The 12,917-nt window shown below is 48.2% G+C and carries 16 protein-coding genes; 2 read left to right on the forward strand and 14 right to left on the reverse strand.

The window, feature by feature from the left end; all coding sequences use genetic code 11:
• Window positions 1-136: 136 nt before the first annotated feature.
• The 14 genes from rplA to AOQ57_RS02505 form a co-directional block, all read right to left on the reverse strand.
• A complete protein-coding gene (gene rplA, locus AOQ57_RS02440) occupies window positions 137-829 on the reverse strand; it encodes a 50S ribosomal protein L1 (RefSeq protein ID WP_093624880.1) in 693 nt (230 codons plus the stop codon).
• 93 nt (window positions 830-922) lie between these two features.
• A complete protein-coding gene (gene rplK, locus AOQ57_RS02445) occupies window positions 923-1,348 on the reverse strand; it encodes a 50S ribosomal protein L11 (protein WP_004562745.1) in 426 nt (141 codons plus the stop codon).
• Between the two features lie 119 nt (window positions 1,349-1,467).
• Complete coding sequence (gene nusG, locus AOQ57_RS02450) at window positions 1,468-2,013, reverse strand: transcription termination/antitermination protein NusG (protein WP_093624882.1); 546 nt, start codon at window positions 2,011-2,013, stop codon at window positions 1,468-1,470.
• Between the two features lie 110 nt (window positions 2,014-2,123).
• Window positions 2,124-2,300, reverse strand: a complete 177-nt coding sequence (gene secE, locus AOQ57_RS02455; protein ID WP_093624884.1) for a preprotein translocase subunit SecE — start codon at window positions 2,298-2,300, stop codon at window positions 2,124-2,126.
• Window positions 2,301-2,315: 15 nt separating this feature from the next.
• Window positions 2,316-2,462, reverse strand: coding sequence for a 50S ribosomal protein L33 (gene rpmG / locus AOQ57_RS02460; RefSeq protein ID WP_093624886.1), 147 nt, complete (start codon window positions 2,460-2,462; stop codon window positions 2,316-2,318).
• 63 nt (window positions 2,463-2,525) lie between these two features.
• The gene (locus AOQ57_RS02465) at window positions 2,526-3,104 is read right to left on the reverse strand and encodes an RNA polymerase sigma factor (RefSeq protein WP_093624888.1); all 579 of its coding nucleotides are present in this window, start codon (window positions 3,102-3,104) and stop codon (window positions 2,526-2,528) included.
• Window positions 3,105-3,381: 277 nt separating this feature from the next.
• A complete protein-coding gene (gene rlmB / locus AOQ57_RS02470; RefSeq protein WP_093624890.1) occupies window positions 3,382-4,137 on the reverse strand; it encodes a 23S rRNA (guanosine(2251)-2'-O)-methyltransferase RlmB in 756 nt (251 codons plus the stop codon).
• A complete protein-coding gene (locus tag AOQ57_RS02475) occupies window positions 4,127-4,540 on the reverse strand; it encodes a Mini-ribonuclease 3 (RefSeq protein ID WP_093624892.1) in 414 nt (137 codons plus the stop codon). The genes rlmB and AOQ57_RS02475 overlap by 11 nt, the downstream gene beginning before the upstream one ends.
• A gap of 6 nt (window positions 4,541-4,546) precedes the next feature.
• Window positions 4,547-5,962: a cysteine--tRNA ligase gene (gene cysS / locus AOQ57_RS02480; RefSeq protein WP_093624894.1), complete on the reverse strand. Its 1,416-nt coding sequence runs from the start codon at window positions 5,960-5,962 to the stop codon at window positions 4,547-4,549.
• 360 nt (window positions 5,963-6,322) lie between these two features.
• A complete protein-coding gene (locus AOQ57_RS02485) occupies window positions 6,323-6,895 on the reverse strand; it encodes a TIGR01440 family protein (protein WP_093624896.1) in 573 nt (190 codons plus the stop codon).
• Between the two features lie 69 nt (window positions 6,896-6,964).
• Window positions 6,965-8,461: a glutamate--tRNA ligase gene (gltX, locus tag AOQ57_RS02490; RefSeq protein WP_093624898.1), complete on the reverse strand. Its 1,497-nt coding sequence runs from the start codon at window positions 8,459-8,461 to the stop codon at window positions 6,965-6,967.
• A 70-nt stretch (window positions 8,462-8,531) separates the two neighbouring features.
• The gene (locus tag AOQ57_RS02495; RefSeq protein ID WP_093624900.1) at window positions 8,532-9,665 is read right to left on the reverse strand and encodes a PIN/TRAM domain-containing protein; all 1,134 of its coding nucleotides are present in this window, start codon (window positions 9,663-9,665) and stop codon (window positions 8,532-8,534) included.
• Between the two features lie 32 nt (window positions 9,666-9,697).
• Complete coding sequence (gene radA, locus AOQ57_RS02500; RefSeq protein WP_093624902.1) at window positions 9,698-11,071, reverse strand: DNA repair protein RadA; 1,374 nt, start codon at window positions 11,069-11,071, stop codon at window positions 9,698-9,700.
• Window positions 11,072-11,083: 12 nt separating this feature from the next.
• Window positions 11,084-11,629: a dCTP deaminase/dUTPase family protein gene (locus AOQ57_RS02505; protein ID WP_093624904.1), complete on the reverse strand. Its 546-nt coding sequence runs from the start codon at window positions 11,627-11,629 to the stop codon at window positions 11,084-11,086.
• 198 nt (window positions 11,630-11,827) lie between these two features.
• Between AOQ57_RS02505 and AOQ57_RS02510 the strand changes: the two genes are divergently transcribed.
• Together AOQ57_RS02510 and rpiA are read left to right on the forward strand one after the other, a co-directional pair.
• Window positions 11,828-12,139 (forward strand): GNAT family N-acetyltransferase, encoded by a 312-nt coding sequence (locus tag AOQ57_RS02510; protein ID WP_093624906.1) that lies wholly within the window; start codon window positions 11,828-11,830, stop codon window positions 12,137-12,139.
• Window positions 12,140-12,152: 13 nt separating this feature from the next.
• Window positions 12,153-12,842, forward strand: a complete 690-nt coding sequence (rpiA, locus tag AOQ57_RS02515) for a ribose-5-phosphate isomerase RpiA (protein WP_093624908.1) — start codon at window positions 12,153-12,155, stop codon at window positions 12,840-12,842.
• Window positions 12,843-12,917: the final 75 nt, after the last annotated feature.

Consider the following 12,917-nt stretch of genomic DNA (forward strand, 5'->3'; position numbering starts at 1 on the left):
TTCGGTGCGTAGTTGACAACCGTTACTGAACTTCTTTCCGTTTTTAGGGTGACAGTGAGATCACATATCACAATCACACTCCACCAAAAAAGCCCCGCCAAATGGCGGGGCTTTTGCTTAAACTTGATCGGACAACTTAGAAAGTCGTCAGGTCAAGGGTAACGCTTGGGCCGAAAGTAGAAGCGATAGAAGCGTGCTTGATGTAAGTACCACGCACAGCTGCCGGACGAGCCTTAGCAACTACATCTTCGATCGTCTTCAGGTTTTCAACCAACTTAGCAGTGTCAAAGGATACCTTCCCAAATGGAACGGCAACGTTACCGTCACGGTCCGTCCGGTAAGTAACTTGACCAGCCTTGGCGTCAGTAACGGCCTTGGCTACGTCCATCGTCACCGTACCAGTCTTTGGGTTTGGCATTAAGCCCTTTGGTCCAAGAACCCGACCAAGACGCCCAACTTGTGGCATCATGTCCGGAGTGGCAATGGCAACGTCAAAGTCGAGCCAGCCATCTTGGATCTTTTCAACTAAGTCTTGGTCACCAACAAAGTCAGCACCGGCTTCTTGGGCCACCTTAGCGTTTTCACCCTTAGCAAAAACGATTACGGTTTGGTCCTTACCAGTCCCGTTCGGGAGTACAACAGCCCCCCGAAGTTGTTGGTCAGCTTGCTTAGTATCAACGTTTAAGTTAAATGCAACTTCAACGGTTGCGTCAAAGTTTGCGAAGTCAATGTCCTTAACCAAGTCTACCGCAGCGTCAACAGCGTATTCCTTCTTGCTGTCAACCTTCTTTAAGGCGTCTTGGTACTTCTTACCACGGTTTTTAGCCATCTTGTGTTTTCCTCCTTGCAAATATGTGGTCGAACGGAGTTACCTCCCACGTAAGGTCAACACGTTTTAGCGTGCGACCCGGACTGCTGGGTTCTAGCCTTCAACAACGAAGCCCATGCTCCGAGCAGTACCTTCAATCATGCGCATCGCTGCTTCAACGTCAGCGGCGTTTAGATCTTGCATCTTCGTTTCGGCAATTTCCTTAACTTGGTCCTTGGTTACAGTTGCAACCTTGTTCGTGTTAGGTTCACCGGAACCGTGTTCAACACCAGCGGCCTTCTTAAGTAATACCGCAGCAGGCGGCGTCTTCGTAATGAAGTCGAAGGAACGGTCCTCGTACACCGTGATAACAACTGGGATCAGCATCCCTTTTTGATCAGCGGTCCGGGCGTTGAATTCCTTCGTGAAGCCCATAATGTTAATTCCTGCTTGCCCAAGTGCAGGACCTACTGGCGGAGCTGGCGTAGCCGCACCGGCAGGAATTTGCAACTTGACAACGTTTGCTACTTTCTTTGCCACGTGACAAAACCTCCTTAGTCCGTGTTGTGGTAATGATGGGGGATTGAAATTTGCCCCTCCCACAGTATGACGATAGCATACTTTTCTAAACTACCACATCTACCGTTAAATTACAAGGTTTATTCAACCGTATCAATTTGGTTAAAGTCTAGTTCAGTCGTCGTCAAACGGCCAAACATTTCAATTTCAACTTTCAACTTCAATTTTTCACGATCAACTTCAATGACCTTCCCTGACAGATCTGCAAAGGCACCGGCGATGATCTTAACGTTATCACCAACTTCAACGTTGATGTCAGTCCGAGCAACGTCTTGACCCATCCGTGCCATAATCCGTTCCACTTCTTCAGGAAGTAACGGGGTTGGCTTAGAACCCCCACCGTGGGAACCTAAGAAACCGGTAACCCCTGGGGTGTTCCGCGCAACGTACCATGCCTGATCGGTCATAACCATTTCCACCAGTACGTACCCTGGGAAAGTCTTTTCTTCAACTTCCTTGGCTTGGCCATCCTTAACTTGGCGTACCGTTTCTTCGGGAACTACGACTTGGAAGATGTAGTCTTCCATCCCCATTGATTGAGCCCGGGATTCCAGGTTACTCTTCACCCGGTTTTCGTAACCGGAGTAGGTATGCAAAACATACCAACGTTTTTCATTCGTTTCCACGCTGTTTCTCCTTTATAAAGTGTGTTTTTGGCAAAATAAAAAACCCCGTCATGAAAACGAAGTCTTTTTACTCGGCAACTAGTATAGCAAACTTTCCAGCTTTTGACTAGCTAGACAAACGCCAACATCAGCATGTGAATCAGCCAATCAAAGAAAGCAAAGAACAAGATGAAAAATATCGTGATCGATAAAACGATCGTGGTATCGCGGCGATTTTCCTTTGCCGTTGGCCACACTACCCGGTGCATTTCATCCCGGACACTTCCAATAAACTTCAATGGGTGCATGTTTTCCTCCAAAATTTAACGTGTTTCCCGGTGAACGGTCATTTTCCCACAGTGCTTACAAAACTTATTTAGTTCTAAGCGTTCTTCACGATTGGGACGCGCCGGCACGGAATAATTACGGCGCCCGCACTGACTACATTCGAGAGCTACTTTTTTAACCATGCCATCACCTCCCTTGCCTGCTCTAGAGTAGCACGGATTACCTAGTTTGATCAACTGGTTCCCTTAGACAAAGGTCCTTTTTAGCTTCGCTCGGGCCCGATGAAGGGCGTTTTTGACTCGTCCTGGTGAACAACCCATCGTTTGAGCAATTTCTTCTAAGGCTAGCCCCTTACTTTCCAGCAAAAAGGCTTCGCGTTCATTTTTAGAACACTGGGCCAAAAATTCCTGGTAACTAACCCGCCACATTACAATTTGCTCTGGGCTTAAAACCGGGTCTTGAATCATGGTGATATCATTTTCGGCATCCAAGTCCTGAATCAACTGGGCCGGGATCCGTTTTTCCGCCCTGGTTTGACGGTACAGATCCCGTAAACGATTGGTCAAAAGCTGGCGGTAGTACCAGCAAAAACATGTCTTTTGGTCCTTTTTATAACTTTGGACCGCCCTGCTTAAGACTAAGAAAGCCTCCTGTTGCCAGTCTTGCCGATCTAAACCAGCAATCGAAAAGCTCAACCACAGTTTCCGAACCAACGGCTGGTAACGATCAGACAACTGTGCTAACGTCTCATTGTTTCCCCGCGTTGCCTTTGCAATCAATGCCAGCTCCGTTCGCTCCTCTTCATTGAGTTGGTATGCTTCCATCATCGTCCTCCCCTATCATTTTTCCCTCCCCTGCATCAATTCACATTACCAGACAATGACAGCGTTTACAATATGTTTTTTCACTATTTTTCGCCCTTTAACCTTTTCTTCCCCGGCTAACGAGAAGTGGCTCCTTTTTTCATCGTAAAAATTTTTATTAGTAAGGGCTACTTAGTTGTCACCCTAAAAGGGACTACATCTTGTAGATAAAAAAATGGGCCCAGCATTACCAGTTAACCGGTAGCTCAGACCCATCTTTGTTACGGATATCTTTTACTTAATCGAGTGGGTGACGGGTCGCAAACCCCTGATAAATCAGCAGGCTAGCCGCCACGGATGCATTCAAGCTCTGAACGTGACCAATCATTGGAATCGTCAGCATTTCGTCGCAGGTCTTCTTTAACAACGGTGAAATCCCTTTTCCTTCGTTTCCGATAACCAAGGCAACCGCCCCCTTAGCATTCCAGCGCCGGTAATCGGTCCCCAGCATGTCGGTTCCAAATAACCAGACCCCACGTTGCTGAAGTTCTTTAGCCACCTGAACCAGATTGGTAACCCGGGCCACTGGAACATGTTCAATCGCACCAGTGGAAGTCTTGGCTACCACGGCAGTTAAGCCCACTGAACGACGCTTCGGAATAATAATTCCGTGAACCCCCGCAGCATCAGCAGTCCGTAAGATGGACCCTAGGTTATGGGGGTCCGCTAACTCATCGAGGATTAAGAAGAACGGTTCCTCATCCCTTTGGGCAGCGTTTTTAAATAGGTCATCAACCGTGGCGTACTCATAGGCAGCCACCGCCAGGGCCACCCCTTGATGATTTTGTCCGCCCGTCATTTGATCTAGCTTTGTCTTAGGGACGTTTGAAATCACTAGTCGCCGATCTTTGGCCAGCTTGATGATCTGGGCGATCGTATCCGTCTTCAGCCCCTTTTGGACAAAGACTTTGTTGATCTCCTGGTCGGATTTTAAAGCGGCAATGACCGGGTGACGGCCAATGATAAATTCACTGTTTTCTTCGTTAGTCTTCATGGACTAAATTCCCCCGTTCGACTTGTTTAATGCACCAAGTGGCCAATTCACTAACCCGATCCTGCTTACCAGCTAATTGCAGGTAGCCAAACAGGGCTTCAAATCCGGTTGACTGCCGGTAAGTTAAAACCGAGGTATTCTTAGCGTGGGTATAACTATTCGCATTACGCCCTCGCTTATAATATGACCATTCCTCTTCGGTGAGACAATCTTCTTCTTGCATCCGCGCGATCAAGGCCGCCTGTGCCTTGGCTGACACGTAGCTAGTGGCTTTTTTTTGCAAGCGGTTAGGTTTACTCATCCCTAACGCTAACAAGTGTTGGCGAATAAAAACTTCATAGACGGCGTCGCCCAAGTAGGCAAGGGCGATCCCATTCAACTGCTGATAATCTGCTTGTTCCATTGGTGACTACTTCGATTCCTTTCTGTAGCGAGTCCCCTGAGGAGTGTCCTCTAAAATAATTCCCCGTTCCTTTAGCTGGTCGCGAATTTGATCGCTCAAAGCAAAGTTCTTCTCGGCCCGGGCAGCATCACGCTTTTTGATTAGGGCTTCAATTGCTTCGTCATTAGTTTCTACTTCTTCTTGCAGGTCGACCCCAAAAACGGCCACCAGCCGCTTTAGCATCAACTGAATAGCCACAATTGGTTCGCGCTGAACCAGGCGCTGTTCGACATACTGGTTAGCAAAGCGCATTAGCTCATAAACCACGGCAATCCCGTTTTGTACGTTGATATCGTCATCCATTGCGATAACAAAACGGCTCCTGAAGTCTGCCAGCTTACGTTGAACCCCCCCATCGGTCCCCGACGTGGCGTCTTTCAAGCGGTAGGCCAGGTTATTATACGTATTCTTTAGGTGCTCCAGGTTAGCTTGGGCTTCTACCAAACTCTCCTGACTATACTGAATTGGCCGCCGATACTGAGTTGTTGACATAAAGAAGCGCAAAACCTGTGGGTCAACTTCCTTGATTAAATCATGTACCGTTACGAAGTTACCCAAGGACTTGCTCATCTTTTCGTTGTCTTTTCCAATCGTCACAAAGCCATTGTGCAGCCAATAATTAACAAAATGTTGGCCAGTCTTGGCCTCGCTCTGAGCGATCTCGTTTTCGTGGTGTGGGAACTCAAGGTCCTGACCACCAGCGTGAATGTCTAAAGTTATCCCCAGGTACTTGGTGGCCATTACTGAACATTCGATGTGCCATCCTGGCCGACCAGCGCCCCACGGCGAATCCCACTTAATCTCCCCCGGTTTAGCCGCCTTCCAGAGGGCAAAATCGAGCGGATCCTCTTTTTTAGCAATCTCTTCTGTTGAAACGTGTTCGCTGGCTCCCACCTCCAGGTCATCTATCGATTGCCCTGACAATTGACCGTAATGAGCAAACTTACGGGCTCGATAATAAACGTCGCCGGCACTTTGGTAAGCATAGCCCTTTTCAACTAGGTCCGCAATGAAGGCAATGATCTCTTTGATGTTTTCAGTTGCCCGAGGGTGAATCGTGGCTGGCTCAACGTTTAAAGACGCTGTGTCTTCCATGTAGGCTTGAATGTACTTATCCGCCAGCTGAGACACTGTGACTCCCTGTTCATTAGCTGCCTTGATCATCTTATCGTCAATATCGGTAAAGTTAGAGACATAGTTAACCTGGTAGCCAGAAAACTCCAGATAGCGGCGGACCGTGTCAAAAGCCACCACACTGCGGGCATTTCCAATGTGGATGTAATTGTAAACGGTTGGACCACAGACGTACATGTTCACCACCCCTGCTTGTTGGGGACGAAATTCTTCTTTTTGCCGGGTGAGTGTGTTATAAAGTTTCAGCATGTCGATTACCTCCAGTGGTCCATATAGAATATTACTATCTTACCACAAGTTCCATGCGGTCACCGCCTAACTCACCAAAGGGGTTTGATAATTATTAAGTACTTGGTCATACTTTCTTCACAACCGACTGATAGTATGTAAATGTAGCTAGGAAACGAGCTACATTTAACCGAAACCTATTATTTTTCAATTACTCCTCCCAATAGTAACCGAAAAATATACTTTTACGAAATCTCCCCCAAGATATCGTAATACTCCTCTGCGGTGGTTCTCCCAAACCACCGCTTTTTTTGTGTCCAAATAGAAGAGTGCCCTGAACCGTTAGACACAGATCTAACAACAATTCTGGACACTTTTCTACTAAATATCCTTTTGATCAAAGGGGTCCCATTCGTACTTAGCCCGGGCCCCACCAATCAGTTTGGGCCGGGAGCGTAAGTAGGTCACGTGGGCCTGGCCAATCTCTTTAACCGTCGTCCGTACTGGAATTTGAACGAACTTAACCTGCATACCAATACTAGTGTCACCAATATCGACCCCTGCCTCGGCCACCACGTGTTCCACCTCAACTGGATCATTGAATAGCTCGAAGGCTGCTACCTGCCCAGCTCCCCCGGCATGAAGCTGAGGGTAAACGGTCACAATCTCAAGCCCCCGCCGCTTGGCTACCGAATGCTCCACCACGAGGGCCCGATTCAAGTGCTCACAGCCCTGAACCGCGAGGTCAACACCCAGTGGGTTCAGGAGCTCTAAGATTGCACTGACCACCGTTCGTCCAACTTCGATGTTAGAGTCTTGGCCGATATGTTCTCCCTGAACCTCACTAGTGCTAAGCCCTAGGACAAATAGATCGCCAGCTTCTAGGTGCGCCTCTTTCAACAATTCTGTTACCCCGGCTTGGGTGGCCGTTTTAATTTGACTTAATGACTCCATGGGCTTCCCCCTTTTTCAATAAAAACCGCCCTTTGACAATTGCCAAGAGGACGGTTCTGGTAATGAGCTTTAGTTGTTGCCTTCCAAACGAGCAATCATCTCGTCTAAGTGCGCCAAAGTCTTTTCCTGTCCGAAAAGCTCAATGCTTTCTGGCAGTTCCGGCCCGTGTGTTTCGTGGGTCACGGCAATTCGCAGTGGCATCCAGAGCTTCCGTCCCTTGATCTTGGTGCTCTTTTGAACATCCTTAATAGCAGCTAACACGCCGGTAGCGTCCATGAAGTCCATGGCTGCCACCCGGTCCCGGAAGTTCTTAATGACAACCAAGGCGGTGTCTTCTTTCATTTCTTCCTTAGCTTCGTCAGAAATTTCTTCTGGGCCGTCAACAAACGGCTTAACGTAATCAACAATTTCGTTTGCGTACGAAATTTCCCGTTTGAAGAGTTCTACCAAACGCCGCATCCATTCCATCTTGTATGGGTTGGCGTTTTTCTCCATCAACCCAGCCTCGATTAGTTGTGGCATGGCAGCGTGGAAGACCTCATCGGCAGAGGAAAGCTTCATGTATTGGTTATTGATCCACTGAAGTTTCTTACGATCGAAGGCCGCTGGTGACTTGGAGAGGCGCTTTTCGTCATACATCTTCACGAATTCCTTTAGGGAGAAGATTTCATCCTCACCAACTGGTGACCAGCCCAAAAGAATGATGAAGTTATCCATTGCTTCCGGCAGGTAACCAAGGTCGCGATACTGTTCAATAAATTGGAGCACCGATTCGTCACGCTTGGAAAGCTTCTTACCGGTTTCGTTATTGATGATCAGTGACATGTGTCCAAATTCTGGTATTTTCCAGCCCAGGGCCTGGTAAATAGCCATTTGCTTTGGCGTGTTGGAAACATGATCATCACCACGAAAGACGTGGCTAATCTTCATCAAGTGGTCGTCAATCACAACGGCGAAGTTATAGGTTGGCATCCCATCGCGCTTTTGAATGACAAAGTCGCCCCCAATAGATTGGGATTCAAATGACATCGGTCCCTTAACAAGGTCTTCCCATTCGAAAACCTCATCCTTAGGTACCCGGAAGCGAATAACTGGCTTCAGGCCCTTTGCTTTGGCTGCTTCTTGGGCGGCCTTGATTTCATCATTACTCATACCAGCATACTCGTATTCGTAATGTGGCATTTGGTGGGCCGCCTTTTGAGCTTCACGTTGGGCTTCCAGCTCCTCTTCGGTCATGTAGGACTCATAGGCAAGGCCCTTATCCATCAATTCCTGAATGTAACGAGCATAGATCTCCTTACGTTCGGATTGCCGGTAAGGACCATAGTCGCCCCCCTTATCCGGACCTTCATCCCAATCGAGCCCCATCCACTTTAGGTTGTCGAGCTGGCTGCGTTCCCCGTCCGCAATGTTGCGCTTGGTGTCGGTGTCTTCAATCCGGATGATGAACTTTCCGTGGTTGTGCCGGGCAAATAAGTAGTTGAACAATGCGGTCCGTGCGTTCCCAATGTGTAAATGCCCAGTTGGACTAGGAGCGTAACGAACGCGAATTTCATTCTTTGACAAGATTTCCGCCTCTTTCGTAAAAATAAGTGTTTCCTATCTAGTGTAGCCTCCTCCCTCTAAAAAGAAAAGACTATTTCTTGGATTGATGCTTAGTAGACCTATTGTGCCCACCAATTCCCTTGGTAGAGTGAAGGGGCCGGGCAAAAATCATCCGCCCAGCGTCGGTTTGTAAGGCCGATGTCACCTCAACTTCAATCCGCTCATTTATGAAGTAACGCCCGTCTTCGACCACAACCATTGTACCGTCATCAAGGTAGGCTACCCCCTGTTGACGTTCGGTTCCTCTTTTGACCACCATTACCGTCAGTCGTTCGCCCGGGATCACCCGGGGGCGTAGAGACTTAGCCAGGTTGTTAATGTTTAAAGCCTGAACGTTTTGGAATTGAATCACCTTGTTTAGGTTCCAATCATTGGTCACAATCACCCCGTCGACCTTCTTAGCCAAAGCGATCAATTTGGAGTCGACTTCATCAATGTCTTCAAAATCACCTTCATACATTTCAACGGGAACAATCCGCTCTTCCTGAAGCTTGTTTAAAATTTCTAACCCGCGCCGGCCGCGAACCCGCTTGATCGAGTCACCAGAATCGGCAATGTATTGTAACTCATATAAAACGAAATTCGGCACCAGTAAGGTTCCTTCCAAAAAGCCGGTCTTAACCAGGTCATAAATCCGACCGTCAATCAAAATGTTGGTGTCCAAGATCTTATAGTGGTGGTAATTGTCATCCTGGCGCTTTAAGACCTGGTTGGTGATGTCTTTTCCCCGTTCACGACGTAGTCCCAAAAAGTTACGCCACTCATCAAGCCGGGTCGTCCCAATCCGAAAGCCCATGTAAGAGAAGATCACCATTAACAACAGTGGCAAAACATTATTTACCACCGGCACCCGCATCCGCCAGAGAGGAACTGAAATTAAAATTGCTAAAACAAGGCCCACGATGGTTGCTAACGCTCCAAAAATGAGGTAGGCCGGATTTTTCTTTGCCAAGGATTGCTCGACACGTTTCATCACGTTGGCCACCCAATTAGCTAATGGTAAAGACAGGATGAAAAAAAGCACCGCCCCGATAATACAGTCCACAATCGCCATAAGCGGTGTCGCCAACCTGAAGCCGATTACCGCCCACAGGAGTGGTAGGTAATAAAAACCAATTGCTGCCCCCACAATTGTGATAGCAAGGCATATTATCCGTTTTTTCATTGCTACACCTCCCTTCGCTGCCAATTGTATCCTTATCCAAGGGCGATCTTAAGTGCCTCACCCAAGGTAGTAACTCCTACTACCTCAATATTGGCAGGTGGGTTCCAACCAGCAAGGTTATTTTTAGGCACCAGGATTCGCTTGAAACCCAACTTGGTAGCCTCAGCCACCCGCTGCTCGATCCGGCTTACCCGCCGAATTTCCCCGGTCAACCCCACTTCACCGACAAAGGCATCGGTCGCCCGGGTCCCCTTATCACGGTAAGATGAAGCGATCGCAATGGCAATTGCTAGGTCAATAGCCGGCTCATCTAACTTAACACCACCGGCGGCCTTCAAATAGGCGTCCTGGTTTTGTAAAAGTAAATTGGCCCGCTTTTCTAGAACTGCCATAATTAAAGATACCCGATTACGGTTTAAACCAGTTGCCGTCCGCTGGGCGTTGCCGAAGACAGTCGGTGTGATCAGGGCCTGAATTTCTACCAGGATCGGCCGCGTCCCCTCTAACGAAACCACGACTGCCGATCCAGTAGCATCTTTGAGACGTTCTTCCAGGAAAATCTCCGATGGATTAGTAACCTCAGTTAGCCCTTGAGTGTTCATCTCAAAAATTCCCAACTCGTTTGTCGAACCAAACCGATTTTTAACTGATCGCAGGATCCGGTAGGTGTGGTGCAGGTCCCCTTCAAAGTACATAACAGTATCAACCATATGCTCTAAGATTTTAGGGCCGGCTAAAACCCCGCCCTTAGTGACGTGACCAACCACAAAGATGGTGATATTTTGTCCCTTGGCAATCTGCATTAACTGGGCCGTTACCGCCCGAATCTGCGAAACTGAGCCGATCGCTGCAGTTACGTCGGCTGCCTGCATCGTCTGAACCGAATCAATGATCACAAATTCTGGTTGCAAGGAATCAATTGTCGCCCGAATTGATTCCATGTTGGTTTCCGGATAGATGTAAAAGTCCTCACCTGAAACGTCAAGCCGTTGGGCACGGAGCTTAATTTGAGACGCTGATTCTTCCCCAGAAACGTACAAAACTTTGTGGTGTTCAACACTTAACTGCCCCGATACCTGCAGAAGTAAGGTGGACTTCCCGATCCCTGGGTCGCCACCAATCAAAACCAGGGAGCCCGGGACGATTCCACCCCCCAAGACTCGATTCAATTCGTTTAACCGGGTCTTAACCCGGGGCGTTTTCTTAGTGTCAATCTCCTGAATCCGCTGGGGCCGGGCCACAATCCCAGTTAAAGTTGCCGTCGCATTTTTCGCTACCGGGGTACTAGGCTGCTCAACTTCTTCAACCAGGGTACTCCACTGTCCGCAGTTGGGACACCGCCCCAAGTAGCGCGGGGAGTTATAACCACAGTTTTGACAAACATAGTGCGTTTTCGCCTTGGCCATCTGTGATCCTCCTTACTTATTGGTGGAACCAAAGCCCCCACTTCGTTCGGCCTGTGGTGTCTCCTCCTGATCGGCCGTTAGGTATGGAACAAAAATTCCCTGGGCAATTCGCTCACCTTTTTTGATATGGTAATCAAATAAACCGTAGTTGATTAGTTGTACAAAGATCTCCCCTTCGTTGGTGGGATTATCATAGTAATCAGCGTCGATAATTCCGATTCCATTGGGTAAGATCAGCCGCCGTTTCAGTGGGCCGCTGGACCGGTTCACCAAGATCAAGACCTCGTCTGGTTGCATGTAGGCCTTAACACCCGTTGGTACCAGACTTGGTTTCAGTGTTTTATCTATTTGAGCAAAATCTTGTTCCGTTAGGTGATGCTTTGCTTTAAGCCGCCGTAGCTTCCACAGGGCCTTAATAAAGTTACCCTTCCAAATCGACGGAAGGGTAAAGTCCGTGGCCGCCGCAAAGTCATAGCCAGCTGCCTGTTTCGTTTGACGCTTAGGGAGGGTGACACCCTTTGCTTGATAAGCGGACACAATTTGGAATCCACGCTTCATTTTATTCACCTCAAAATCTGTTTTGTTCTTTGATTGTACCACGGTCCGGGGATGATTTGCCCCTTACACCTCCAACCAAATCAGGGTGTTTTTTACCAACTCTGAAAGGGGGGTTCGATCTGAAGTTGACATTTGATTTTAAAGCAGGCACAATTTAGTCAATCATCATTAAATGCTGTTTTATAAGGAGGTAAAACGATGCACTATAAATTTGAAAACAATGTTCTTACCGTTACTACGGACGAGGGCGAATACGTCGGCGAACTTGACTACCCAGCCATCCCCGACCACGAAAATCGCTACGCCATCGAACGTGTTTTTATTACCTCTACTTACCGAGGTACCGGGGTGGCTAGTGAACTGGTCCGTACCTTTGTCGACCACGCTAAAAAGGAGGGCTGGACCATCAAATTAATGTGTCCCTACGCCTTATCACAATTCAAACGCCATCCAGAATATCAAAAGGTATTGTTACCAGAAGATCGCTTCCCAACTACCTTTAGCGATTAAAAGGAGATTATTTATGAACCAACAAGACACACTCAAGCAACTCGTCGGTCAAACCGCCGCTAACCTGGTTGAGGACGGTATGATCGTCGGCCTGGGGACCGGTTCAACCGTCCGTTTCATGGTTGACGCCCTAGGCAAGCGAGTCCAGGAAGAAGGCTTAAACATTACCGGGGTTACCACATCCAACCGAACTACTGAACAGGCAACCGGACTAGGAATTAAGATTGTCGATCTCGACGACGTTAACCACGTTGACTTAACCATTGATGGAGCCGATGAAGTTGCCCCTAACTTCTTTGGTATCAAAGGGGGCGGCGGTGCTCTTTTGTGGGAAAAGATCGTCAACGATGCCTCTAGCCACAACGTCTGGATCGTTGACCAATCCAAGATGGTTAACCAAATCGGAAACTTCGGGGTTCCCGTTGAAGTCATCCCGTTCGGCGCTACTAAGGTCTTTGCTAAGTTCGAACAAAAGGGCTACCAACCACAGTGGCGGCTCAACGAAGACGGTACCCACTACCGGACTGATGAAGAAAACTACATCATCGATCTCAAGATGGGGCTGATTGAAGACCCGCTTGCCCTGGCAGAAGACCTAATCCATACGGTCGGGGTCGTCGAACATGGGCTCTTTTTAAACCGGGTTAACCAGGTTATCGTTGGTGGTGACCAAGGTGTTAGCACGCTAAACGTCCCTAAGTAAGGGATTACCGTTTCATGGGCCCTGGCACTGCTGAGGGCTTTTTCTACATCCCTTGGCCACACAGATTCCTGTTTT

This window comes from Limosilactobacillus gorillae (genome assembly GCF_001293735.1).
In the GTDB taxonomy this organism is placed as follows: Bacteria; Bacillota; Bacilli; order Lactobacillales; family Lactobacillaceae; genus Limosilactobacillus; species Limosilactobacillus gorillae.